At 57.4% G+C, this 23,521-nt stretch carries 19 protein-coding genes, 1 tRNA gene and 2 pseudogenes; 7 read left to right on the top strand and 15 right to left on the bottom strand.

The window, feature by feature from the left end; all coding sequences use genetic code 11:
- Window positions 1-16: 16 nt before the first annotated feature.
- Window positions 17-1,273, top strand: a complete 1,257-nt coding sequence (aroA, locus tag KP808_RS04390) for a 3-phosphoshikimate 1-carboxyvinyltransferase (protein ID WP_004663868.1) — start codon at window positions 17-19, stop codon at window positions 1,271-1,273.
- 21 nt (window positions 1,274-1,294) lie between these two features.
- Here the strand turns inward: aroA and KP808_RS04395 are convergent, their stop codons facing one another.
- The gene (locus KP808_RS04395) at window positions 1,295-1,957 is read right to left on the bottom strand and encodes a ChrR family anti-sigma-E factor (RefSeq protein ID WP_058400528.1); all 663 of its coding nucleotides are present in this window, start codon (window positions 1,955-1,957) and stop codon (window positions 1,295-1,297) included.
- A 2-nt stretch (window positions 1,958-1,959) separates the two neighbouring features.
- Window positions 1,960-2,469, bottom strand: coding sequence for a sigma-70 family RNA polymerase sigma factor (locus KP808_RS04400; RefSeq protein ID WP_031595881.1), 510 nt, complete (start codon window positions 2,467-2,469; stop codon window positions 1,960-1,962).
- A gap of 334 nt (window positions 2,470-2,803) precedes the next feature.
- Here KP808_RS04400 and KP808_RS04405 point away from each other — a divergent pair, with 334 nt between their 5' ends.
- Window positions 2,804-3,373 (top strand): hypothetical protein, encoded by a 570-nt coding sequence (locus tag KP808_RS04405; protein ID WP_161936578.1) that lies wholly within the window; start codon window positions 2,804-2,806, stop codon window positions 3,371-3,373.
- 33 nt (window positions 3,374-3,406) lie between these two features.
- On the opposite strand, the gene KP808_RS04410 is transcribed toward KP808_RS04405, so the two are convergent.
- The 8 genes from KP808_RS04410 to KP808_RS04445 all read right to left on the bottom strand — a co-directional run bounded on the left by KP808_RS04410 (window position 3,407) and on the right by KP808_RS04445 (window position 11,511).
- Entirely contained in the window at window positions 3,407-4,276 is an 870-nt protein-coding gene (locus KP808_RS04410; RefSeq protein WP_230017516.1) for an aldose 1-epimerase, read from the bottom strand.
- Window positions 4,251-5,234 (bottom strand): EamA family transporter, encoded by a 984-nt coding sequence (locus tag KP808_RS04415; RefSeq protein WP_230017517.1) that lies wholly within the window; start codon window positions 5,232-5,234, stop codon window positions 4,251-4,253. The genes KP808_RS04410 and KP808_RS04415 overlap by 26 nt, the downstream gene beginning before the upstream one ends.
- Before the next feature lie 82 nt (window positions 5,235-5,316).
- Window positions 5,317-6,597: a TRAP transporter large permease gene (locus KP808_RS04420; protein ID WP_122281286.1), complete on the bottom strand. Its 1,281-nt coding sequence runs from the start codon at window positions 6,595-6,597 to the stop codon at window positions 5,317-5,319.
- Window positions 6,598-7,125, bottom strand: a complete 528-nt coding sequence (locus tag KP808_RS04425) for a TRAP transporter small permease (RefSeq protein ID WP_058400533.1) — start codon at window positions 7,123-7,125, stop codon at window positions 6,598-6,600.
- Window positions 7,126-7,186: 61 nt separating this feature from the next.
- Entirely contained in the window at window positions 7,187-8,212 is a 1,026-nt protein-coding gene (locus tag KP808_RS04430; RefSeq protein WP_058400534.1) for a TRAP transporter substrate-binding protein, read from the bottom strand.
- A gap of 56 nt (window positions 8,213-8,268) precedes the next feature.
- Window positions 8,269-9,168, bottom strand: coding sequence for a glucurono-1,5-lactonase (locus tag KP808_RS04435; RefSeq protein ID WP_122281287.1), 900 nt, complete (start codon window positions 9,166-9,168; stop codon window positions 8,269-8,271).
- A 55-nt stretch (window positions 9,169-9,223) separates the two neighbouring features.
- Complete coding sequence (locus tag KP808_RS04440) at window positions 9,224-10,051, bottom strand: NAD-dependent epimerase/dehydratase family protein (RefSeq protein WP_230017518.1); 828 nt, start codon at window positions 10,049-10,051, stop codon at window positions 9,224-9,226.
- 191 nt (window positions 10,052-10,242) lie between these two features.
- A complete protein-coding gene (locus KP808_RS04445; protein WP_058400537.1) occupies window positions 10,243-11,511 on the bottom strand; it encodes an OprD family porin in 1,269 nt (422 codons plus the stop codon).
- A 464-nt stretch (window positions 11,512-11,975) separates the two neighbouring features.
- On the opposite strand from KP808_RS04445, the gene KP808_RS04450 reads away from it, so the two are divergent.
- Window positions 11,976-12,740: an SDR family NAD(P)-dependent oxidoreductase gene (locus tag KP808_RS04450; protein ID WP_122259017.1), complete on the top strand. Its 765-nt coding sequence runs from the start codon at window positions 11,976-11,978 to the stop codon at window positions 12,738-12,740.
- A gap of 138 nt (window positions 12,741-12,878) precedes the next feature.
- On the opposite strand, the gene KP808_RS26075 is transcribed toward KP808_RS04450, so the two are convergent.
- Complete coding sequence (locus KP808_RS26075; protein WP_371875227.1) at window positions 12,879-13,742, bottom strand: methyl-accepting chemotaxis protein; 864 nt, start codon at window positions 13,740-13,742, stop codon at window positions 12,879-12,881.
- A 39-nt stretch (window positions 13,743-13,781) separates the two neighbouring features.
- A pseudogene (locus KP808_RS26080) lies at window positions 13,782-14,852 on the bottom strand (methyl-accepting chemotaxis protein); the annotation flags it as partial.
- A 327-nt stretch (window positions 14,853-15,179) separates the two neighbouring features.
- On the opposite strand from KP808_RS26080, the pseudogene KP808_RS26085 reads away from it, so the two are divergent.
- Together KP808_RS26085 and KP808_RS26090 are read left to right on the top strand one after the other, a co-directional pair.
- Window positions 15,180-16,154: pseudogene (locus KP808_RS26085) on the top strand (cache domain-containing protein); the annotation flags it as partial.
- A 117-nt stretch (window positions 16,155-16,271) separates the two neighbouring features.
- Window positions 16,272-17,060: a methyl-accepting chemotaxis protein gene (locus KP808_RS26090; protein ID WP_371875228.1), complete on the top strand. Its 789-nt coding sequence runs from the start codon at window positions 16,272-16,274 to the stop codon at window positions 17,058-17,060.
- Between the two features lie 151 nt (window positions 17,061-17,211).
- On the opposite strand, the gene KP808_RS04465 is transcribed toward KP808_RS26090, so the two are convergent.
- Entirely contained in the window at window positions 17,212-17,475 is a 264-nt protein-coding gene (locus tag KP808_RS04465) for a hypothetical protein (protein WP_058400541.1), read from the bottom strand.
- 300 nt (window positions 17,476-17,775) lie between these two features.
- Between KP808_RS04465 and KP808_RS04470 the strand changes: the two genes are divergently transcribed.
- Both KP808_RS04470 and KP808_RS04475 read left to right on the top strand, forming a co-directional pair.
- Complete coding sequence (locus tag KP808_RS04470) at window positions 17,776-19,275, top strand: ATPase domain-containing protein (protein WP_230017520.1); 1,500 nt, start codon at window positions 17,776-17,778, stop codon at window positions 19,273-19,275.
- A complete protein-coding gene (locus KP808_RS04475; protein ID WP_230017521.1) occupies window positions 19,265-21,349 on the top strand; it encodes a hybrid sensor histidine kinase/response regulator in 2,085 nt (694 codons plus the stop codon). Before KP808_RS04470 ends, KP808_RS04475 begins: the two co-directional genes overlap by 11 nt.
- Window positions 21,350-21,567: 218 nt before the next feature.
- Here the strand turns inward: KP808_RS04475 and KP808_RS04480 are convergent.
- Together KP808_RS04480 and KP808_RS04485 are read right to left on the bottom strand one after the other, a co-directional pair.
- Window positions 21,568-21,644: transfer RNA gene (locus KP808_RS04480), tRNA-Met, on the bottom strand.
- A 117-nt stretch (window positions 21,645-21,761) separates the two neighbouring features.
- Entirely contained in the window at window positions 21,762-22,883 is a 1,122-nt protein-coding gene (locus KP808_RS04485; RefSeq protein ID WP_230017522.1) for a J domain-containing protein, read from the bottom strand.
- Window positions 22,884-23,521 lie beyond the last annotated feature (638 nt).

Below are 23,521 nucleotides of genomic sequence, written 5' to 3' on the forward strand. Positions count from 1 at the left end.
GACGCTCAGGGACATCATGCGACCTCAAGCCACCCTCACTGTTTTGCCTGTCGAGCGCCCGCTGGTCGGGCGCGTCAGCCCGCCGGGCTCCAAGTCGATCACCAACCGCGCATTGTTGCTGGCCGGGCTGGCCAAAGGCACCAGCCGCCTGACCGGCGCGTTGAAGAGTGACGACACCCGCGTGATGTCCGAAGCACTGCGTCTGATGGGCGTGCAGGTCGACGAGCCGGATGACAGCACCTTTGTGGTCACCAGCAGCGGGCACTGGCAGGCACCGCAGCAGGCTCTGTTTCTCGGCAACGCCGGGACCGCAACGCGCTTTCTGACCGCTGCACTGGCCAACTTCGAAGGCGACTTTGTGGTCGACGGCGACGAGTACATGCGCAAGCGCCCGATCGGCCCGCTGGTCGATGCCTTGCAGCGCATGGGTGTGGAAGTCAGTGCGCCCAGCGGTTGCCCTCCGGTGGCGATCAAGGGCAAGGGCGGCCTGGAAGCCGGACGTATTGAAATCGATGGCAATCTGTCCAGCCAGTACGTGTCGGCGTTGCTGATGGCCGGAGCCTGCGGCAAGGGCCCGGTCGAAGTCGCCTTGACCGGCAGCGAGATTGGCGCACGTGGTTACGTCGACCTGACCCTGGCGGCCATGCAGGCCTTCGGCGCCGAGGTTCAGGCCATCGGCGAAACCGCCTGGAAAGTCTCGGCCACTGGTTATCGCGCTACGGACTTCCATATCGAGCCGGATGCATCGGCGGCCACCTACCTGTGGGCCGCGCAAGCATTGACCGAGGGCGATATCGACCTCGGCGTGGCCAGCGACGCATTCACTCAGCCTGATGCCCTGGCCAGTCAGATCATCGCAAGCTTCCCGAACATGCCTGCCGTGATCGACGGCTCGCAAATGCAGGACGCGATTCCGACGCTGGCGGTACTCGCCGCCTTCAACCGTCAGCCAGTGCGCTTTGTCGGCATCGCCAACCTGCGGGTCAAGGAATGTGACCGTATTTCAGCACTGTCCCACGGCCTGTGCGCCATCGCACCGGGCCTTGCGGTAGAAGAGGGCGACGATCTGCTGGTGCACGCCAACCCGGCGCTGGCAGGTACTACGGTAGATGCATTGATCGACACCCACTCCGACCATCGCATCGCCATGTGTTTTGCGCTGGCAGGCTTGAAGATCGCCGGTATCCGCATTCTCGACCCCGATTGTGTCGGCAAGACCTACCCGGGTTACTGGGATGCACTGGCTTCGCTGGGGGTGAGTGTCCAGCGCTGAGAGCAACTATGGAGCCGTTTTTCAGATCCCGAAGAACGGCTGCATCATCCGCGCCAGTAGCCCGTGAAAGCGCAGCCTTGATTCCGTCGCCAGCACGCAGATGCATTCCCGGTCAGGGTAGGCGACGGGCTGATGCTGGATGTGGCTGTCCAGATCGGCTACGTCATTGAGCCCGAACGCTCCCTGTATGTCGTGGTACGCGCCCTTGAGCACCATGGTCATCTCGCCGCTGTCGTGGCTGTGCACCGGCATGCTGACGCCGGGGGCGATTTTCAGCAGCATCAACTTGCCTTGTTCAATACCTTGCGCACGCACTCGTTGCACGCCAGGAACCAGTGTCTTCCATTTCAGTGTGCTCAGCTGTCGACCGAAATGCGCGTGCAGGCAGGCAGGTAGCAAGTCCGGGTCCTGATTGGCTGCCGGCATCGAATACATTGACGGTTCAGCGCCCGTTTGCTGTTCATCGAGACGCGCGAGCATTGCCGACCTGCCCTTGAGTGGCACCACGCTGCTGATGTGCTGCTGCATCAACACACCGCCAATCTCTTCGGCCTGCCTGAGTCGCGCACGGCACTCGGCACAGCGTTCGAGGTGTGCCGCAGTCACCACCGCGAGGACCTGCGACAGCGCTCCCGCTGCATAGCTGACCAGAGTCGCGTCATCCGGATGATGTCGTGGGCTCATCATTATTCCTCTATCCGCGAACGCAATTTTTGAAACGCCAGGCGCAGGCACGATTTCACCGTGCCCAGTGGCATACCAAGGCGTTCGGAAATTTCCCGATGGCTGAGCGCTTCGAAATACGACATGCGCAACACCCGGGCCTGATCGGGAGGCAGGTTCTGAATGGCAATGTTCAGTTGTTGCTCCTGACGCTGGCTATAATCGAGCGTTCGATCTACCGGGGCCTCCAGGCGCTCGAGTTGTTCCAGCGAATTCTGCACCTGCACCCAGCCGCGGTCCTTGCGCACGCTGTCGATGTACAGATTGCGGGCAATGCGAAACAGCCATGTTCCCAGGCTGGCCTTGGTCGGGTCGAAGGAGTCGGCCTTGTGCCACAGCTTGAGCAGCACTTCCTGCACCAATTCTTCAGCCTGCCCCTCCGGCACATTCAGCCCGGTCAGATAACGCAATAAGCGCGGCGCAAAGTAATCGTAGATGCGCATGAAGCTTTCGCGGTCCCTCTGGCGGGCCACGGCGGTGACTTCATCAATCCAAAGTCGGGTTATTGTCGGTTCGCTGTGAGGGGGGGACAAGTGACAGAAGATCCTGAGACTGGCAGTAGTGCGCATGATCCACCTTCTGATCACCATTGTCTGGTTTTGGTTCGCAATGCAGAGGTGTTACGCAACGGGATGGGGAGTGGATCACAGGATATGACGAGCGGCGTGGAGGAATTTTACAGGTGCGGCCATGACAATGACCACGGTCCAGTCATGCAGACAGTCGCTGTCATTTCTGCCAGTAGCGCTATGAGCAGCTGGCTGCTTAACCTGTGATCTGGATGCTATCAAGGTCAGGGAGACCATTATGGACACTCACGTTGCACGTGCTTCATCTACGCTGGCCAAGCTGGCCTGTGTACTGCTGGTTATCATTTGTATGGGGCTTCTTTTTGCACCTTGGCGAGCTCAGGCTGAGGCTGTAAATCTGGTTACCTGTAAAGGAACCCATACTACAAACTGGTCGCCAGGATTGACCAACACCAGTCAGACGATTGTTGTATCGACGACGAGCAGTTGGAACCCGTGTGTTTCGCTCTCATTCCCTTTGGCTGCCAGCGCTTCGTCCAGCGAAAGCTTCCAGTCTACGTTTTCCTGCGAGTCGTTACTGCTACCAACATCCAGCAGAACATGGGTCATTAGCTGGAGCGATGGAGTCACCAGCACTTACAAGTTCAACGCGACGATCAATAATATTGGTACTTTGAACACGACCATTGTTGGTGTCGGGGCAATTGTGGATGGCCGTTATAAAGGCGCCAATGCGACAAGTACATTTTTACTTGGCAATCTTCAGTCAACGTTGAACGACAGCTGCGACACCGCCACCGGCGTTACCCGCGTCAGCGGTCTTTCAACACTGTTGATTACCCCGTAACGAAAGGCATGGAGCATGCACGCATAAAGCCTGCTACAAGGGCTTGTAATGCAGACTGATCGTTAACTCCATCGACTCCCCCTGACGTAATAGGCTCAATCCCGGCCGCCCGGGCAAATGATGTGCGTTGACTGGGTGGCTGACCGGCTCGAAGCAGAAGAAATCCAACCCTGGCGGGCAGAACACCAGAAAGTAGTCGCTGCCGGTAGCCTGGCAGTGCAGTTCATAGCCCAGGTCCGGCTGGCTGATGAGGCTGCCGCCATCCCAACCGGTGAAACCGTTGTCCAGACGTGTGTCGGGTAGCGCGTTGCCGTGTCGGAAATCCCATTCTGCTGGCAGGTCCTGCAAGGCGCTGGGCAAACCGGCTTCGTCGCACAGCCATACCTGCGCAGCCTTGGCCTGCAGGCGTGTGTGGGGCGTGCGCGGCAGGTAAGGGTGCAAGCCCAGCCCGTGCCAGGCGGCACGACTGTCCAGGTGGGTAGTGGTCAGTTCGATGCCCAGCTTGCCGTCTTGCAGGGTGTAGCGCAGTTGCGCGCGGTAGGCGAACGGCTTCTGGCTGTCGAGTTGCAGGCAGACCTGCTCTGCGGTCTGCTCGGTAACACTCCAGACCTGTTGCCAGGCGCTGCCATGAATCGGTAATGGGTCGTTGGCGCTGTTGGGGGCCAGTGCGAGCCAGCCATCCGGGGTGTCGAAACCGCCGTTGCCTATCCGGTTCGACCAGGGCGCCAGCGGGTAGCAGGCCAGTCGGCGAGGTGTACCGGCAGCCAGTGCCTGTTCGTCGCTCGGGCGCAGCAAGGGGTGCCCGCTGGCCAATATGGTCCAGTTGACGATACTGCCGCCGATGTCGGGGGCCAGAGTGAGGCGGGTCAGACCATCTTCAAGGGTCAGTACGTTCGCGGGCATGATGCAAAACCTTCGTGGATGACGGGCCGGATGATTGAGAGGCAGGTGGCGTGGCGCGCCGCCAGGTCAACAGGACGATACCGCTGACGACGATCAGCCCGCCGATGACCTGGCCGCTGCTGAGCAACTGATCGAGAATCAGCCAGCCGAACAGCAGGCTCGCCACCGGCTCGATGTTCATTACCGGCGCATTGCGGGCGATGTCCAGCCGCGCCATACAGATGAACAGCAGCGAAAAGCCCAACCCGTACAGCACCACCAGACTGGCCAGCGCAGTCCAGCCGATGCGACTTGACGGCAGATCCACGCCACCGGGCAACAGGCCACTGGCACCGGCCAGCGCAGCCGCCGCGAACACCACGACCATGGTCAGCATACTGCGCACCGTGCCGCGCATGCTGGCCAGTTTGTTGTCGGTGATCCAGAGCGCAAAGGCGAACACCACCGCTGCGGTAAACGCATAGGCGATACCTTCCAGCCACTGCGGTTCGCTGCTGCCAGGGTTTGACAGCCGATGCGGCACATCCAGCGCCAGCGTCAGGCCGAACAGAATCAACGCCATCAGGCCTGCGGCACGTCGTGTGGGCCTTGCGCCGCCCAGTGCCCAGGTCAACAGCGCCAGCAGAATCGGCGAGACGTTGACCACCAGCAATGCCAGCGCCACCGGAATACGGGCTACCGCCGAATAAATGCAAAAACTCTGAGTCGCGATCAGCAAGCCCAGAAGCAATTGCCAGCGCCAGGTGCTGGCAGGAAGACTGAGCTTTTCACGTTGCCAGAGCACCAGGCTGACCAGCACCAGCAGGGTGACGCCGGAGCGGCAAAGAATGGCCAGCAGCAAGCCGGTGTCATGATCGAAAGCGATGCGTGCCGCAATGTGGTTGCCGGCAAACGAGCAGGCCAGCAATGCCAGGATCAGCACGGCAATGTGGCGGGGAAACAGGGCAGGGGCAGACATATGCAACCAGCCTCCTTGGCTGGACAACAGAGGTGCATACCGGAGCGGTTTGAGCGCTCCGGTAGCGTTGCAACGGATGACGTTAGAGCACGACGCTCGGCAGCCACAGCGAGATGGCGGGAATGTAGGTGACCAGCATCAGCACCACAAACAGCGCGACATAGAACGGCAGCAAGGCTTTCACGGTGGCTTCAATGGTGACTTTGCCCACCGCGGCACCGACGAACAGCACCGCACCCACCGGCGGCGTTATGAGCCCGATCCCCAGATTCACCAGCATGATCATGCCGAAGTGCACCGGGTCGACGCCGACACCGACGATGACCGGCAACAGGATCGGAGTCAGGATCAGAATCAGCGGGGCCATGTCCATCACGGTGCCCAGTAGCAGCAACATGACGTTGATGCACATCAGGATCACGTAGCGGTTATCTGACAGGGTCAGGAATGCCGTGGTGATCTTCATCGGGATTTCCATCAGCGTCAGGATGTAACCGAAGCTGGCGGCAAAACCGATCAGAATCATCACGATGGAAATGGTCCGTGCAGCCCGGTGCATCAGTTTGGGCAGATCGCGCCATTTGTAGTCGCGGTAGATGAACATGGTGACGAAGAATGACCAGAGCACAGCAATGGCAGCCGACTCGGTGGCGGTGAAGATCCCCGACAGAATGCCGCCGAGAATGATGACCATGGCCATCATGCCCCAGAGCGCTTCCCCGGCAATTTTCAGTGCCTTGCGCAGCGGAATCACTTCACCCTTGGGGTAATTGCGCTTGCGCGCGAAGATCATGCACAGGCCCATCATCACTGCGCTGAGTAACAGCCCCGGCATGATCCCGGCCATGAACAGCGAAGCAATCGATACCGTGCCGCCCGCCGCCAGGGAATAGAGCACCGAGTTATGACTGGGTGGCGTCAGCAGGGCCTGAACCGAACCGCTGACGGTCACTGCCGTCGAGAAGTCCCGAGGATAGCCGTTGCGTTCCATTTCCGGGATCAGCACCGAGCCTACCGACGCGGTATCGGCCACCGAAGAGCCCGAAATCGCGCCGAAGAAGGTCGAGGCCACAATGTTGACCAGCGACAGCCCGCCGCGCACGAAACCCACCAGCACAGCGGCAAAGGCGACCAGCCGTCGGGACATGCCGCCTTCGGCCATGATTGCCCCGGCCAGCACGAAGAATGGAATTGCCAGCAGCGAAAACTTGTTCACGCCGCCCGCAATCTGGATCATCAGCGCATCGGCCGGAATATCGATCCACCAGGCGCCTATCAGGGCCGAAAGCCCCAGCGCATAGGCGACAGGCATGCCGATGAGGATCAATGCGATGAAGCTGCCCAGCAGTATAAAAGCGTCCATTTATGCGGCACCTTCGCTTTCTTCAATGACATCGAAGCGCATCACCGCGCGATGACTCTGGTCGCCCAGAAACAGTCTTTCCAACACGAAAATCAGGGTTACGATGCCGCCAATGGGGATTGGCAAGTAAGTGATGCCGACCCTCAGAAACGGCAGCTCACCGACAAACTGATTCCACGTGGTGGCGCACAGCTTGAAACCCTTGAAGATCATGAACAGGGCGACGATCGCCATCAGGATCTGCACGAGCAATGAAGCGCTGCGGCGTACCTGTTGCGGCATACGGTCCACGGCCATAGAAACGGCCATGTGCGCACCGGCGCGATAGCTGGCTGCGGCTCCGAAGAAGGTAAATACCACCATCAGCAGAATGGCCGTGGGTTCCGGCCAACTGGAGCCGCTGCCGAGTATGTAACGGGCAAAGATGCCCCAGGGGATGATCAGGGTCATGATCAGCACGGACAGACCGGCAATGCCGATGCAGACCCGATAGATCGTGTCGTTGATGCGCAATAGCGTATTTTTCATGGGCTCACCACTGCGGCGGCGAACGAGCTTTCACTCATTCGCGCAGCATAATCGGACAGGCTTATTGGGCCGCTTGGGTGCTCGGTGCAGCCAGTGCCGGATTGGTCTGGACCGCTTCGATACGGCTGATCAAATCCTTGTAGGGCGCACCGAATTTGTCACGCACCGGCTGGGTGGCGTCGTAGAAGGCTTTCTTCTGCTCCGGCGTCAGGGTGATGAACTCCACGCCAGCAGCCTTGAGCTTGGTTTCCGCGTCGGCTGACGACTTGTCCCACAGCGCGCGCTCCTCCATTTGCGCTTCACGCGCGAGCTTTTTCACCAGAGCCTGTTGCTCCGGCTTGAGCTTCTCCCAGGTGGCTTTCGCCATCACGATGGGCTCGGGCAGAATCAAGTGCTCGGTAATCGTGAAGAACTTCGCGTTCTGGTAGTGGTTATGCTGGTAATAGGTCGGCGGATTGTTTTCCGCGCCATCGATCACGCCGGTCTGCAGCGCGCTGAAGATTTCGCCGGTGGCCATGGCGATGCCGTTGCCGCCCATGTCGTTGATGGTTTCGATGAATACCGGGTTGCCCTGTACGCGGATTTTCATGCCTTTGAGGTCGGAAATCTGGCGTACCGGTTTCTTCGTGTACAGGTTGCGTGTGCCGCCATCCATCCAGGCCAGCGCGACCATGTTGAATTGCGAGTTGGTGATCTTGTCGAGAATTTCCTGGCCGATCTCGCCGTCGATAATCGTGCGCATGTGCGCTTGATCACGGAACACGAACGGCAGGTTGAAGACGTTGACGTCCGGTACGACCGGGCCGACGATGCCCAGGCTGACGCGAGTCATCTGCACGGCACCACTCTGGACCTGTTCAACGACTTCCTTCTCGGAACCGAGCACGCCACCCGCGTACATCTTGAAACTGATCTCGCCCTTGGACTGTTCTTCGAGTTTCTTGCCCATGTTCTGCTCCGCCACGACCGGCGCGTAGCCTGCGGGGTGAACCTCGGCGAACTTGATTTTGACTTCTGCCTGGGCCATGCCTGACACGCAGAAGGCCAACGGAAGTGCAGCGATGAGAAGCTTGCGTTTGAAATCCATGGATATCTCCGATGTTGTTATTTTTGGTCGAGCTATGGGATTTTCGGTGGGCACTGTCAGCCCTGAAACACGGGTTCCTCCAGGCCTTTGACACCAGGGCGCAAAGCGAACAGACCACCGGCGAATGGCTGGTCGCTGATATCGCCACCCGGGCGAATGGACGTTACGAACAAGGTCTCGAGATCGGGGCCGCCAAAGGCGCACATGGCCGGTTTTTTGACCGGCACGACCAGCGAGCGGTCGAGTTTGCCGTTGGGCGTAAAACGGTGGATCAGGCCCGCGTCGTTGCCGCAGATCCAGTAGCAGCCATCGGTGTCGATTGCTGCACCGTCGGGGCGGCCCAGGTGGTGGTTCATGTCCACGAACAGGCGACGGTTGTGCGGCGTACCGCTATCAGTGTCGTAATCGAAAGCCCAGATCTTCTGCACGCTGGGATGCGAGTCGGACAGGTACATGGTCTTGCCGTCCGGGCTGAACGCCAGGCCGTTGGGGACAATGAAGTCCTTTAAATGGGCATCGAGTGTCTTCTGCCCGGCGCTGTAGCGATACATCGCACCTACCACTGCGCCTGCTGCCATGTCCATCAGCATGGTGCCGGCCCAGAAGCGTCCTTGCCGGTCGCATCGGCCATCGTTGAAGCGCATGCCTGTCTGTGCGTGTTCGACGCTAGCCAGAAGAGTACTGATCAGGCTGCCGTTTTTCTGGTTGCCGTCTTCTATGGGCTGCAGATGATAAATGCCGTCTTCCATCCCGGCTATCCAGCCGCCGCGGCTGTCGGCCGCGATGCAGGCCAGCATCTGCGGCGCTTTCCAGGTGCGTATGCTGCCGTCGGCGAAACTCCAGCGCTGCAGCGTGCCTTTCGGAATATCTACCCAGTACAACGCCTGGTCACGTGCGCTCCAGACCGGGCTTTCGCCTGTGGCGTTTTGTGCATCGACAATCAGTTCGGCATCCATGACAGGTCGTATCTCCAACGTCTGCAAGCAGAGTTCTTCAACAGGTAGGGGCTGTTTATTGATCGCCGAAGGGGCCTGAGGCCACAAACGCACCGCCCTGATAAACCATCGCCGGGTCGTCGGCCGCAGGCTCCGGCTGGGCTTCAACCTTGGCGCGGAAAACTTCCGAGCTGTCCTTGGGGGCGTAGTCCAGTTTGCTGGCGAAGCGGTTGTCCCACCATACGGTTTTGTTGTCCGAAACACCGTAGACCACGGTATGGCCAACGTCTGGCGCGTACAGGGAGCGCTCGATCAACTGGGTCAGGTCGCCATAGCTCAGCCAGGTGCTCATCATTCGACGGTTCTGCGGTTCAGGAAACGACGAGCCGATGCGGATGCTGACGGTTTCGATGCCGTAGCGATCGAAGTAGAAGCTGGCCATGTCTTCGCCGTATGACTTGGACAGACCGTAGTAGCTGTCCGGGCGGCGAGGGGAGTGTGCGTCGATGGTCTCGGTCTGCTTGTAGAAACCGATTACGTGGTTGGAGCTGGCGAAGATCACGCGTTTTACGCCATGACGACGGGCCGCTTCGTAGATGTGGAACACACCGCAGATGTTGGCACCGAGGATCTCCTCGAAGGGGCGTTCGACTGACACACCGCCGAAGTGCACGATCGCGTCGACGCCTTCGACCAGTTGGTGCACGGCGTTCTTGTCGGCCAGATCGCAGACCTGAACTTCTTCACTGTCGTCGACTGCCGGTACCATCTCGACAATGTCGGACAGTCGCAGCACTTTTGTGTAAGGGCGCAGTGTTTCGCGCAATACCTTGCCCAGGCCACCTGCCGCGCCGGTCAGCAGGAGGCGATTGAAGGGAATTTGAGTGGTATGAGCCGATGCCATGAGAAAAGTCCCGATTGTTATTTTTGTCATCTGTTGTCGTATGACTTGCCGAATTATCGGCACCGCATACGCTGATTGTCAACGCGGCCAAAGTATAAAAACGACCTGTATGCCCGCCTGTGCGAACACATTTGTAACAAGGCAAAACCTGCCCCTGCAGACGAGCTTTCAGGCAGGCTTTGCCACAGGTTTCACAGCAGCGAAATAGGGTAGCTGATGAACACGCGGTTCTCGTCGAACTCGTTGGTGCTGAAGTCGCGACGCAGGCTGGAGTTGCGCCATTTGACGTTCAGGTTCTTGAGCGCACCGCTTTGTACGGTATACGCCAGTTCAGACTCCCGTCCCCATTCCTTGCCGTCGGTGATGTTGCCGGTATGCACATTGTCGCCGCTGATATAGCGGTTCATCAGGGTCAGGCCGGGTACGCCGAGCACCGCGAAGTTATAGTCATGGCGCAACTGCCAGGACTTTTCCCTGGCATTGTCGTAGCTGGAGTTATAACTGTCGTTGGCCAGCGTGCCACCGCTGGTGCCGTTGACGCGCATCCATGCGGTATCGCCGGTGAGCTTTTGCAGGCCGACATAGAACGTGCTGCCGCCATAGCGGGCCGAGAGCAGTGCGTAGGCGGTCTTGTTGTCGAGGTCGCCGGCCAGTTTGTTTCCGTCTTCCTTGCCGATGAAGTAACCCAGGTTAGCCCCCAGGGTCCAGTCGCCGAGCGGTTGGCTATGCAGCAGGTTGAAAAACTGCTGCTGATAGATGTCCTGCAGCTCCGAGTACCAGACACCGACCTGAGTGCGCTTGTCGTTGAAGACATACTCGCCACCGCCGAAGTTGAAGCGATCGGACGTGAACGCGCCTCGTCCGTTCATCGACATGTCTTCCATGCTGGCATCGTTGCGCGGGCTATTGCCACGGAATTGCCCGCCATACAGCGTCAGGCCGTCGATCTCCTTGGACGTCACCTGACCACCGCGGAACGTCTGCGGCAACGAACGACCGTCATCGGAGCGCAGAATCGGCAGCACCGGCATCCATTCGCCGACTTTCAGTTCGGTTTTGGAAACCCGCGCTTTGCCTGCAACGCCCAGACGGCCGAAATCATCGGCCGGGCGACCGTCGCTGTGGATCGGTAGCAACTGAGTGCCCCCGGTGCCTTTGCCGCCATCGAGCTTGAGCGAATACAGGCCCAGCACGTCAACCCCGAAACCGACCACGCCCTGGGTGAAGCCCGACTTGGCGTCGAGAATGAAGCTTTGTGTCCATTCCTCGGCTTTGTTCTGCGGCGCTGCGCTGTTGGGAAAGGCCGGGTTGGTGAAGTTGCGGTTGAAGTACGCATTACGCAGCGTAAGTGTGGCTTTGGTATCGTCGACGAACCCTTCTGCCATGCCGAGCATCGGGAAAATCAGTGCCATGCCGCCAACACCCAGCAGGATGCGTGAGCGGGAAGTGTGAGATGTCATTATTGTTTTGCTCCCTCGTTTATCGAAACCGTCCTCTTTTCTGGCCGCGCGCAAGCAGCAGCCGACACCTTTGAGGATTACGTGATGCCTGTTGCCAGGCATGGCCTCGACCGACAGACGGCCGAGTACCGTTCGCCATGTATCAGCGAATGTTGTGAATCTGAAAGGATGTCGGGTGCTGCGAAACGGCCGGAATAGATGAGGCTTTGATAATCGGTGGCGCAGACGTACAGACGAGAGTTTTCATGGTTGGCCCAGTCTTGTTTTTATTTTTGGCGTTATAGGTTGTCGTACAACCGCAGTGATATTTGCAGCGCAGTCTCGATTTGTCAACGCGCTGTTAGTCGAGGTTTACCGATTCACCTGATTTTAACCCCTCATAAAGCAGTGAATGATTTTGACTGAACGCTGCGTGCAACCGGGCAGTCCACCTCATAACCCCATTATTTTTTTGGAGCTGCTGCATGAATCGTTTTACCCAGAAAGTTGTTGTCGTGACCGGGGCCGGTTCCGGGATCGGCGAAGCTACCGCCAAGCGTTTTGCCCAGGAAGGTGCAAGCGTTGTACTGGTAGGCCGTAATCGCGACAAGCTGGACAAAGTCGCCGCGCAACTGTCGGGCGAAGGGCATTTGGTCCGTGCTACCGATGTGGCGGACCCAAGCGATGTGGAAGCGCTGTTCAAGGAAGTCGCCACACACTTTGGGCGTCTGGATGTGCTGGTCAATAACGCCGGTATCGTCAAGTCCGGCAAAGTGACCGAGTTGGGCGTAGACGACTGGAAAGAACTGATGTCAGTGGACCTGGATGGCGTGTTCTATTGCACCCGTACCGCCATGCCGGCGCTGATAGCCAGTAAAGGCAACATCATCAACGTCTCGTCGGTTTCCGGCCTGGGCGGCGACTGGGGCATGAGCTTCTACAACGCGGCCAAAGGTGCAATCACCAATTTCACCCGCGCGCTGGCGATGGACCACGGTGCCGACGGTGTGCGTGTCAACGCCGTCTGCCCGTCACTGACTCGCAGCGAGCTGACGGAAGACATGCTCGGCGACAAGGCACTGATGGCCAAATTCATGGAGCGCATCCCGCTGGGGCGTCCAGGCGAAGCTGAAGATGTCGGCGATGTCATCGCCTTTCTGGCAAGTGAAGACGCACGCTTCGTGACTGGCGTGAATTTGCCGGTGGATGGCGGATTGTCAGCGTCCAACGGACAGCCGCCGCAGGCTTGATGCCGTCGACGAAGGTCATATGCCCGCAGCCCGGAAACGTTCCGGGCTGCTTCGCTATGTTGAATTCAAACCTGTTTTTACACCTGCCTGAAACAAACAAGCCCGGCAAAAGCCGGGCTTGAAGGTTGTTGCGGAATATCAGATCCGGAAGTGGCTGACCATCGTCTGCAACTGCCCGCCAAGGCGTGCCAGTTCGACGCTGGAGGCAGCGGTTTCTTCGCTGGCCGAGGCGGTTTGCTCGGACACATCGCGGACATTGATAATGCTGCGGCTGATTTCCTCGGCTACAGCACTCTGCTCTTCGGCTGCGGCAGCGATCTGCTGGTTCATTGCCTGAATGTTGGAGACTGTCTCGGTGATGCTGCCCAGCGATGTACCTGCCTGACGGCTGAGCTGTACGCTGCTGACGGTCAGTTCGCGGCTGCTCAGCATGATGCTGGAAACCTGACGCGTACCGCTTTGCAGGGCTGCAACCAGCGTTTCAATCTCGACTGTGGACTGCTGCGTGCGTTGTGCCAGGCCGCGGACTTCGTCGGCAACCACGGCAAAACCACGTCCGGCTTCCCCGGCGCGGGCCGCTTCGATGGCTGCGTTAAGGGCCAGCAGGTTGGTTTGTTCGGCCACAGCCTTGATGACGTCCATGACCTTGCCGATCTTGTCGCTTTCCTGCTCCAGCTGGTTCATGGCATCGGCCGAGCGACCCACTTCGTTGGCCAGACGCTCGATCTGCACAATCGCTTCGCCCACGACCTTGTCACCGTCGCGCGCTTCGCGGTCGGCGTTGGACGCTGCCTGCGAAGCCTGTTCGGCGTTACGCGCCACTTCTGCAACCGTGGCCGACATCTCATGCATGGCGGTCGCCACCTGGTCGGTTTCGACTTTCTGGCTGTTGACGCCGGCGCTGGTCTGCTCGGTAACCGCTGACAGCTCTTCGGCAGCACTGGCGATCTGCACAACGCTGTCGCGGATACCGCCAATCAGCTCGCGCAAGGTGCTGCCCATGCGTTGAATGCCTTGCTGCAGAACGCCCAACTCGTCACGACGAGTGACTGCCAGAGTCTGGGTCAGGTCGCCGGATGCAATACGGTCGACCACTGCCAGGGTTTCCTGCAGGGGGCGGGTAATCTGCCGGGTGATGATCACTGCTGCAATCATGCCCAGAATAATTGCCAGCAGCGTACAGGTGATCTGCGTGGTGCGAGCCTGTGCGCTTTCCTGATCACGACGATCCAGTTGCAGTTGGTACATGGCTTCGCTGATCTTGACGATATCCTGGCCCTGTACGGTCATCTCCTTGCGAGCCTGAGCGATGTCGGCAGTTGCGGCCTTGAAGCTCTGCAGGGCTTTTCGGTACGCGGCCAGCGAGGTTTCCAGCTGCTTGAGCTGATCAGCCTGGGTGCCGCTGAACGTCGTTTTCAGCGTATCCAGATCCTTGATGGCAGAATCCAGCCTTGCAACGGCGGTCTGTTCAGTTTCGGCCGTAGGGTTGGTGGTGTAGCCACGCACCTCATAACGCGCGAGCCTGAGGTTTTCCTTTGCGTCGGTGACGATCTGGTATTGCTCGAACCGATTGGCATCGGCAGGGTCCATTTTTTTCACTTCAGCCTGAAGCAGCTCAAACACATCAATGCTTTTGCCGGCATACGTGGCCAGCTCATCACGCGCCACAATGCTTGCCTTGTAGCCGCCGCGCATGTTGTTCAGGGACTTCTGGTAGTCAGCGATCACCACTCCCAGTTGCTCAAGCATTTTTACGTTTTCGGGGCTTTTGAACGAGGTCAGCAGCTTTTGCTGATAGTTCTTGAAGCCGTCCAGCGAGACCTGAACGGTTTCGGCGACTTTCTCGTCACCGTCAGCGACCATGTATTGCAGACGGGTAACGCGCAGTTTGGTCAACTGGGAGTTGAGCGAAGTAATGTCACTCATCCAGTTGCTGCGATTGATCAGTCCGCTCATGCTGGTCCAGCCAGTCAGCGCAAGAATCGCAGTAAAAACAAGTACTAGACCGAAACCGAGGGCCAGTTTCATATTGACGCTGATGTTTGCAAACCAGCTACTCATTGAATTCTCCAACAACAGCCATTTAAAAGCAGTAGAGCCCCTGAAAGGCATGGCATACAGGTCAGGGGCGGGGTATGTTATACAGACACTATCGGCAGGTGCTGGCCAAGCTGAAATAAAAAAAAGAGAAAGTTTCAAGACGCTTGAAATACGTTTTCAAGCCCTATCGTCTGCGGAGACGAACCGCTATAAAGAACCGCTGAAAAGACTGAAATAGAGCGCCGCCTTTCATAGGGTGCGGCAAAATATTGTCTATGCTCGCGACAGTGGAAACCTTATCCGCTTCAGGTTCATTGCTTTTTGCAGTGCGTGACATTTTTATGTCGCAAGTTGCTCTGGCCTCTGAACCTTCTTCCCGTCACGTTGAGATGCCTTGTCATGAATTTGAAGTTTCGTCATAAAATTCTTCTGGCTGCGGCCGGTGTTGTGGTGTTGGCCTTTGCCTTGTTCACCCTGTACAACGACTACCTGCAACGCACCACCATCAATCAGAACCTTGAGTCCTCGGTGAGCCAGGCGGGTCAGTTGACAGCCAGCAGCGTGCAGAACTGGCTGAGCGGACGCATTCTGGTGCTGGAAAACCTCACCCAGAACGTAGCCTTCCAGGGCGTCAATTCCGATCTGAGCGGGCTGGTTTCGCAGTCTTCGCTGGTGTCGACCTTTCAGTTCACCTACGTCGGTGACAGCAAAGGTGCGTTCACCCAGCGGCCCAATGTCGATATGCCGGCGGGTTACGATCCGCGTCAGCGGCCCTGGTACAAGTCCACCGTCGACGCCGGTAAAACCATTCTCAGTCCGCCTTATCTGGCTTCCGTGGGCGGCCTGGTGGTGACTATCGCCAGCCCGGTCAAGACTGCAGGCCAGATAACTGGCGTGGCTGGCGGTGACCTGAGCCTGGACACGCTGGTCAAGATCATCAACTCGGTGGAGTTCGGCGGGCTCGGTTACGCCTTTCTGGTCAGCGGGGACGGGCAGATCATTGTCAGCCCGGACAAGGAACAGGTGATGAAAAACCTCAAGGACGTCTACCCGGGCCAGCCCCTCAGCCTGGACGCGCGCCTGCGTGAGGTCACGCTCAATGGTCAGCAGAGGTTGCTGTCGTTTACCCCGATCACCGGGCTGCCTTCGGCCGACTGGTACATTGGTCTGTCGATCGACAAGGACAAGGCTTATGCACCGTTGAGCCAGTTCCGCAGCTCGGCGATGGTCGCCGTACTGATTGCGGTGGCCGTGATTGCCTTGCTGTTGAGCCTGCTGATCCGTGCGCTGATGCGGCCGCTGACCGACATGGGTCGTGCGATGCAGGACATCGCCCAGGGCGAGGGTGATCTGACCCGCCGTCTGCGCATTCAGGGCAAGGACGAGTTCGCCGAGCTGGGTGGCTCGTTCAATCAGTTCGTGGAGCGCGTGCACGCGTCCATTGCGGAAGTCTCCTCCGCAACGCTGCAGGTGCATGACCTGTCGCAGCGAGTGGTCAACTCCTCCAACTCTTCAATCGTCGGCTTTGACGAGCAGAGCGCCCGTACCAACAGCGTTGCCGCTGCGATCAACGAACTGGGTGCGGCCACTCAGGAGATTGCTCGCAACGCCTCGGACGCTTCGATTCAGGCCAGTGAGGCCCGCACCCAGGCTGAAGACGGTCAGGTGGTGGTCGAAAAAACCATCCACGCCATGAGTACGTTGTCCGCCAAAATCAGTGACTCGTGCACACAGATCGAGCAGCTCAACGCCAGTACCGACAACATCGGCCACATTCTGGATGTGATCAAAGGCATCTCCCAGCAAACCAACCTGCTGGCGCTCAACGCTGCCATCGAAGCGGCCCGCGCGGGTGAAGCCGGACGCGGTTTTGCCGTGGTGGCCGACGAAGTGCGCAACCTTGCGCATCGCACGCAGACATCGGCCGATGAAATTCACAAGATGATCGGCGGCCTGCAGACAGGGTCTCAGCATGCCGTGCTCAACATGAACGAAAGCCAGGTGTCGAGTCAGGAAAGTGTCGAAGTTGCCAATCAGGCGGGCAGTCGTCTGCGCGATGTAACGCGCCGCATCGGTGATATCGATGGCATGAACCAGTCAGTTGCCGCGGCCACGGAAGAGCAGACCGCGGTTGTGGAAACACTCAATATCGATATCAACCAGATCAACACACTTAATCAGCAAGGTGTGGCCAATCTTAATGAAACCCTCAAGGATTGTGCTGCGCTTTCGCAACAAGCAGGTCGTTTGAAGCAACTGGTCGACAGCTTCAAGATCTGACCGTACATCCAGTGACAGAGGCCGGGCCCTTTATACGGGGCCCGGCTTTTGCGGCAGGTAATCTGCAAGCGATAGTGTGAGTGTTTTAGCGGGTTCGCTGAACCGCCCCACATCGTCCGACTATAAAAGCCTGCTCAGTGGCAGGCTTTTTTTACAGATCTTTTTTAACCTCTTTATCGACGTGCTTGTCAGCCTTGTGACGCTCCTTGTCATCATGCTTTGCACCTTTGTCGACCTCGTCAGCATCGTGCTTGACGCCCTTGTCCACTTGTTTGGCGTCATGATCAACACCTTTATCCAGCTCACGGTTATCGTGTCGGACGCCCTTTTCCAGCTCACTCTCTGCAAAGGCCGCGGGCACCACAGCGCCAGCGAGGAAGAGAGCGGCAGTCATTGAGAGTACGAGTTTGCGCATGCTTTGCTCCTTGTGAAAAATGCTGGCCCTTCATGAACCATCATTTTCGAGCATAGACCAGGCAGACGACGTTGAATGCGCTGATTCAGCTTTCCAGCTTAAGCACCGACAGTGCGAATAAACTGCGGAATATAGCGTCATTGCATATTCACGAGAGCTATCGATTTTAATTGACGAAATCTTTTTTCGCTTAAAGTTCAATTTATTTTGAAAAAGGTTCATCTGCCAATGGCGCAGCTTTGAGGGGAGCCCCATACTGCAGGGCCTGCACGTGCTCTCACATTATTCCTTGAGGCTAAAATGAAGCTACCTCGCCCGATTGTCTCAACTGGCAATGCCGGATTTGACTCGATCCTTAAAGGTGGTCTGCCAAACAACAGGCTTTATTTACTCGAGGGCACGCCTGGAGCAGGCAAGACGACGCTGGGTCTCCAGTTCTTGCTCGATGGGGTCAAGGCCGGCGAGCCTGTCTTGTACATCACGCTTTCAGAAACCAGCGAAGAGCTTGAAAGCGTCGCTCACTCACATGGCTGGTCATTAAACGGCATTGATTTGTTCGAGTTTTCCTCAACGGAGGAAGTGCTGGGCGATGAGTACGAGCAGTCTATCCTGCATCCGTGGGAGGCGGAGCTGGGTGATACCATCAAGCTTATTCAGCAGCGAGTCGATAAGCTTCAGCCCAGGCGGCTAGTCTTCGACAGTCTTTCCGAGATGCGGCTCCTGGCTCAGGATCCTCTGCGTTATCGTCGCCAGGTGTTGGCGCTCAAGCAATATTTTGCAGGTCGGGACATCACGGTCCTGCTTGTGGACGATCTCACGGCTTCCACGGGTGAACGAGATAACCATCTTCACAGCTTATGCCACGGAGTGATCACGCTTGAGAGGCTGACGCTGGATTTCGGTGCCGCCCGCAGGCGACTTCAGGTGCAAAAGTTACGAGGCGTTGACTTTGTTGCAGGCTTTCACGACTTCACGATTCGCAGAGGCGGGTTGGAGGTGTATCCGAGGTTGATTGCGGCCACTCACCATGTCCCATTCAAAGCGGAGCCTGTGCCTAGCGGCGTGAAGGAACTGGATGACTTGTTGGTCGGTGGCCCGCTCAGGGGAACCAGTACCTTGGTCACAGGGCCTGCTGGCTCTGGAAAGACCACCGTAACCCTTGCCTATCTGGCGGCAGCCTGCGCACGAGGTGAAAAATGCACCATCTACGAATTCGATGAGCGCATCGCTACTTTGATCTCCCGGGCGGACAGCATGGGCATGGAGCTAAGTCGCCATGTATCGAGCGGTCAGTTGCTCATTCAACAAATCGATCCTGCCGAGATTTCTCCCGGGGAATTTGCGTGGCGGGTTCGCACAGAGGTCGAAGAGCGCGGCAGTACCATGATCGTTGTTGATAGCCTTAACGGCTACATGGCGGCGATGCCGCAGGAACAGCAACTGATCTTGCAGATGCACGAGTTGCTTTCATACCTGAGCCAACTGGGTGTCGTTACTTTCTTGATCAACCCTCAGCATGGTCTGGTAGGGTCGATGTCAACCAACCTGAATATTTCCTATGTCGCGGACTCAGTCATCCTCATTCGCTTCTTCGAGGCGCAAGGGCGTCTGCGCAAAGCCATCTCTGTTCTGAAACACCGCACCGGAGCCCATGAGGACGCGATTCGCGAACTCCGGATTGATTCCAAGGGTATTCGTGTCGGTGCACCATTAGTCGATTTTCGCGGCGTCTTGACGGGTACTCCAGAGTATTTCGGTGCCAACCTTCCGCTGATGGAAGAGCGAAAGCGTGGCGACTGAACAATTATCTGAAAGCAAGACCCTGATGGTTGTGGCGCCGTTCAAGGGCGATGCGATCAGCCTTGGTAAACTGCTCGGCGATATTTACCCCGTTCAAGCCCACCACGACCTGACCTCGCTTTCAATTGCCCTGGGTGAAAGCACCGGCCTGGTGATACTCACGGAAGAGAGCCTTTCCGGGGATGTGCTGAGTTTCGGAAACGCTTTGGACCTGCAACCGCGATGGTCGGAGATCCCTGTCATCTTGCTCGCGTCGAATAAAGGGCGTTCTGGGCGAGACACCGAGATGGCCAGGCGCAGGCTGCCAAAATCGGCAGGACATGTAATCGTTCTGGAGCGCCCTCTCAGCTCGGCCTCGTTATTGAGCGCGATCGCCGCAGCCTGGCGAGCACGTGAGCGTCAGTTCGAGATGCGCCAAAGTCTCATTCAATTGGCTGAAGAACGAACCCGGTTGCAGATCCTGCTCGAAAACATCCCGGTTGGAGTGTGCTTCATGGACACTCAAGGGACCTCCCTGGTAAGCAATCCTTTGTATCGCCAATATGTGCCGGAGAATGTGATCCCTTCCAGGCAGCCAGATGGTGCCGCACGCTGGGTAGGGCTCGATGCGCAAGGTCAGCGCCTGGAGCCCGTCATGTTCCCTGGTGCCAGGGCATTGAGAGGGGATGCGGCAACCGGCGTGGACTTTTATCATCGCCAGGATGGAGGTGGGGAGTCATGGATGCGTGTCAGTGCTGTGCCTCTGTATGACGAAAAGCACCACATAATTGGTGCGGCCTCCGTCATCGTCGATATCAACGACGAAAAACAGGCTGAGCTGAATTTACGCAGGTTCAATGAAGAACTAGAGGTTCAAGTCAAAGCCAGAACGCAAGAGCTGAACGCTGCGGTTGAGCAGCTCAAGGCCGAGAGTGAAGAGCGAGCCCGCGCCGAAGAGCAGTTACGACAGTCCTTGAAGATGGAAGCCGTAGGTCAATTGACCGGCGGAATCGCTCACGACTTCAATAATATGCTGACCGGGGTGATCGGCTCGCTTGATCTGATCAAGCTCCGAATGGCCCGGGGGCGATTTGAGGGCGTTGAGCGATTCATGGACGCCGCACTCGTTTCAGCCCAAAGGGCCGCGTCACTCACTCATAGATTGCTGGCGTTCTCCCGACGCCAGTCCCTTGATGAAAAAGCGGTGTCGGTCAATAAACTCATCAACGCTCTTGCTGATCTGCTGCAGAAAACAGTCAATGAAAAAATCATTATCAGGTTCGATTTGAGTCGCGAAGATCCCTGGATTTTTGCAGACGCCAACCAATTGGAAAACGCCGTACTCAATTTGGTGATCAACGCGCGAGACGCCATGCCGCATGGCGGTGAGTTAACCATTGCTGCGTGCGTGGAACAGGACGATCAGGACGACCCTTTACGGCATGTGTGCGTGCAGGTGCGCGATACAGGGCATGGTATTCCCAAGGATATGCTGGATAAGGTAACCGAGCCTTTCTTCACAACCAAGCCTATTGGTCAAGGCACAGGCTTGGGACTATCGATGGTTTATGGGTTTGCCAATCAAAGCAATGGACGTCTTTCAATCGAAAGCACCGTCGGAATAGGAACGACCGTTTCAATCTGCTTGCCCAAACATAAGCAAGTTGAATCGGACCCACCGTTTACTTCCCCGGAATTCAGCACGGGGCAGGGCCAGGTTATTCTTCTGGTCGAAGATGACGACTCTGTGCGCTTGATCAACCAGGAAGTTCTGGAGGAGCTTGGATACCGGGTTCACGTCGCACGTGACGGCGAAGAGGCCTTGAGGGTTTTCAACGACCTGGAAAAGGTCGACTTTCTGCTCACGGATGTCGGGTTGCCAGGAATGAACGGTCGTCAACTGGCCGAAATTCTCCAACAATTCAGGCCGCGCCTGCCGGTTTTATTTCTGACAGGTTACGCGGAGGGCGCGTTGACCAGGGCTGACTTTCTCGGCCCCTATATGCAGCTCCTGACGAAGCCCTTCACACTGGAGTCGCTTGCCATCAGGGTGGCGAGCATGCTGGAAGGCGATGCGATTGCGGTTCTGGAGTAGGCGTTCCGGCATACGTTTGTAGCCATTCGGTGAACATGCCCCGTGTCGTTAACCTTTTACCCACTTCCCGGTTCAATTTTTATTGAAACATTGGAGAGGGCATACACGGGAGCGATGGTCGGGGGTAGACCCGGATGGAAGCCAGAAACAAGAAAGCCCGCACGAGGCGGGCTTCTTGTTGAATGACAGATTTCAGTTGAAATCTGTCATTCGGTACTTGGTGGCTACACAGGGACTTGAACCCCGGACCCCAGCATTATGAATGCTATGCTCTAACCAACTGAGCTATGTAGCCAAGTGGCGCGCATTATTCGCGGAGAACGCATATGTGTCAAGCGTTGTTGTGAAAAATAATTGCGTGCGATCAACCGGTTAGCTGGCTGACCTCGCGCAAGGCACGTTTTTCGGGCTTTTACCGGAGCAGGGTGTCCAGCAGCTCCAGATCATCGAATTCTTCTACCCGCTCCAGCATCTCTGCCATGTCGCGCTGATCCCTGAGCCAGGCTTTAAGGCTTTTCGGGTCAGTCAGTGCGTCCAGTTCATCCTGCGCGTCGTCGAGGTGTTCACGTATGGCCTTGAGCTGCTTCGCACATTTTGCATTGACCGTCTTGGGCCTGATGTCCTCATAGGGGTCCATCAGGAATTGTTCCCTGATCAGCATTTTGCGGTCGTGGATCTCGTCTTCCAGCTCTCTGAGTTGTTCGCTCAGGATACGGTTGAAGTGCTTCAGGCGTTTGTCGGTGATGTTATCGATATGCGTCTGGTCGATCTGCTCGATCTCCATTTGCATCTGCAGCAGCGCCAGCAGGTTGTCATTTTCGTACGCTTCGTTGACCCGTTGCATGAGCGCCGTTTTCCGCTCGCGCTCATCGGCATCCTGCTCGCGGTCCGGGTGCAGTGCGCTGGCCAGTTTGCGGTAGATTTCGCGCAATGACTGGCTGCCTTCTGCCTCTTCCTGTTCACGGCGTATCTCGCTGGCAGTGGGTTTCTTCGGCTTTTGGGTGCTTTGCGCCTGTTCGGCCTGCTCGCGCAGTTTCTCTTCAATGTGCTGGGTCACATCATCTATGGAGTTCAGGTCGACATCGTCTCCCAGTTCCACGCCTAGCTCTTCTTCCAGTGAGGACTTGAGCAACTGGTTTTGCAGGCGCTCATCCTCGTCGTAATCGCTGCCGGTGTATTTGAAGTAGAGCTGCTTCAGTTCTTCATCGTGTTCGCCGCCCATGAGCGACATGGTCATGACACAGATGATCTCCAGTAACGTGGCTCTGTCTTTCTTGCTCAGACGGAACTGATCGAAGGCCACGTCGAGCAAGCGCAGCTTGGTAATTTCGTTTTCGGCCTGCTCGCTGAGCATCGGGACCAGCTCTTCGACCCAGAGCTTTTCGCATGTTGTTGAAATAACGAGCCATTGCTGCAGAAGTTTGCGCCTGGCTTCGAGCTTTTCCATCAACGTGTTGAATTTCTTCTGACCGGCGCTCAGTTGAGGCCTGGACGGTTGCGCGACGATACGCGGTGAGGCGGGCGTTGTGGTCATGGCAAGACCTCCTTGACGAGGGGACCGCTAGGACAGGTTCAATCGGTTTGCCGAAGTTTACGTTTCCAGTGCCCTGTTCGGGATGAATATTGTGCTGCCCTGAAAGAACCTTTCCAGCCTCGTGTACGGTCCGGTTCTTGCTTCAGTGTCGGTGATACGTCAATTGCTGCGCCATATGGTACGAAAACCCATCATCGGCCGTGCTTTTCGTACCAATGTGAGGCGACACGTATCGCCATTGAAACAAGAACATGGCATTTTGCTGTTAGCGTTTTTTTAAAAAAAGCATCGCCTCTGTTTGCTCAGATCCGGCAGGTGTTCACGGGGAGTCGCAGGACATGAACAGTCTTCTGTCACCAGGCATGCGCCTGATGGGACATTTTGGTTTTGCTCGCAAGTTTCAGGTCTTGTTCCTGCTGTTCATGTTGCCGCTGGCGGGCAGCGCATGGGTCATCACCAAGGAGTACAGCAACAAGCTCGATGTCATTTCCGGAGAGCAATCGGGCGTGCGTCAGTTGCTGGCGCTTGATGATCTGAACATTGAACTGGCTGCCCAGCGCGACCATGCCGCACGCTGGAAAGCTGCCGACATTCTGCGCGAGCCGACCCCGGCTGCGAAGGCTGCGATGGCCAACGTC

Source organism: Pseudomonas savastanoi, from assembly GCF_020917325.1.
Taxonomy (GTDB): domain Bacteria; phylum Pseudomonadota; class Gammaproteobacteria; order Pseudomonadales; family Pseudomonadaceae; genus Aquipseudomonas; species Aquipseudomonas amygdali.

Coding starts and splice junctions, on each gene's coding strand:
- aroA (WP_004663868.1), top strand. CDS start 17: ATGCGACCTCAAGCCACCCTCACTGTTTTGCCTGTCGAGCGCCCGCTG.
- KP808_RS04395 (WP_058400528.1), bottom strand. CDS start 1,957: ATGAGCCCACGACATCATCCGGATGACGCGACTCTGGTCAGCTATGCA.
- KP808_RS04405 (WP_161936578.1), top strand. CDS start 2,804: ATGGACACTCACGTTGCACGTGCTTCATCTACGCTGGCCAAGCTGGCC.
- KP808_RS04410 (WP_230017516.1), bottom strand. CDS start 4,276: ATGCCCGCGAACGTACTGACCCTTGAAGATGGTCTGACCCGCCTCACT.
- KP808_RS04415 (WP_230017517.1), bottom strand. CDS start 5,234: ATGTCTGCCCCTGCCCTGTTTCCCCGCCACATTGCCGTGCTGATCCTG.
- KP808_RS04420 (WP_122281286.1), bottom strand. CDS start 6,597: ATGGACGCTTTTATACTGCTGGGCAGCTTCATCGCATTGATCCTCATC.
- KP808_RS04425 (WP_058400533.1), bottom strand. CDS start 7,125: ATGAAAAATACGCTATTGCGCATCAACGACACGATCTATCGGGTCTGC.
- KP808_RS04430 (WP_058400534.1), bottom strand. CDS start 8,212: ATGGATTTCAAACGCAAGCTTCTCATCGCTGCACTTCCGTTGGCCTTC.
- KP808_RS04435 (WP_122281287.1), bottom strand. CDS start 9,168: ATGGATGCCGAACTGATTGTCGATGCACAAAACGCCACAGGCGAAAGC.
- KP808_RS04440 (WP_230017518.1), bottom strand. CDS start 10,051: ATGGCATCGGCTCATACCACTCAAATTCCCTTCAATCGCCTCCTGCTG.
- KP808_RS04445 (WP_058400537.1), bottom strand. CDS start 11,511: ATGACATCTCACACTTCCCGCTCACGCATCCTGCTGGGTGTTGGCGGC.
- KP808_RS04450 (WP_122259017.1), top strand. CDS start 11,976: ATGAATCGTTTTACCCAGAAAGTTGTTGTCGTGACCGGGGCCGGTTCC.
- KP808_RS26075 (WP_371875227.1), bottom strand. CDS start 13,742: ATGGGCAGCACCTTGCGCGAGCTGATTGGCGGTATCCGCGACAGCGTT.
- KP808_RS04465 (WP_058400541.1), bottom strand. CDS start 17,475: ATGCGCAAACTCGTACTCTCAATGACTGCCGCTCTCTTCCTCGCTGGC.
- KP808_RS04470 (WP_230017520.1), top strand. CDS start 17,776: ATGAAGCTACCTCGCCCGATTGTCTCAACTGGCAATGCCGGATTTGAC.
- KP808_RS04485 (WP_230017522.1), bottom strand. CDS start 22,883: ATGACCACAACGCCCGCCTCACCGCGTATCGTCGCGCAACCGTCCAGG.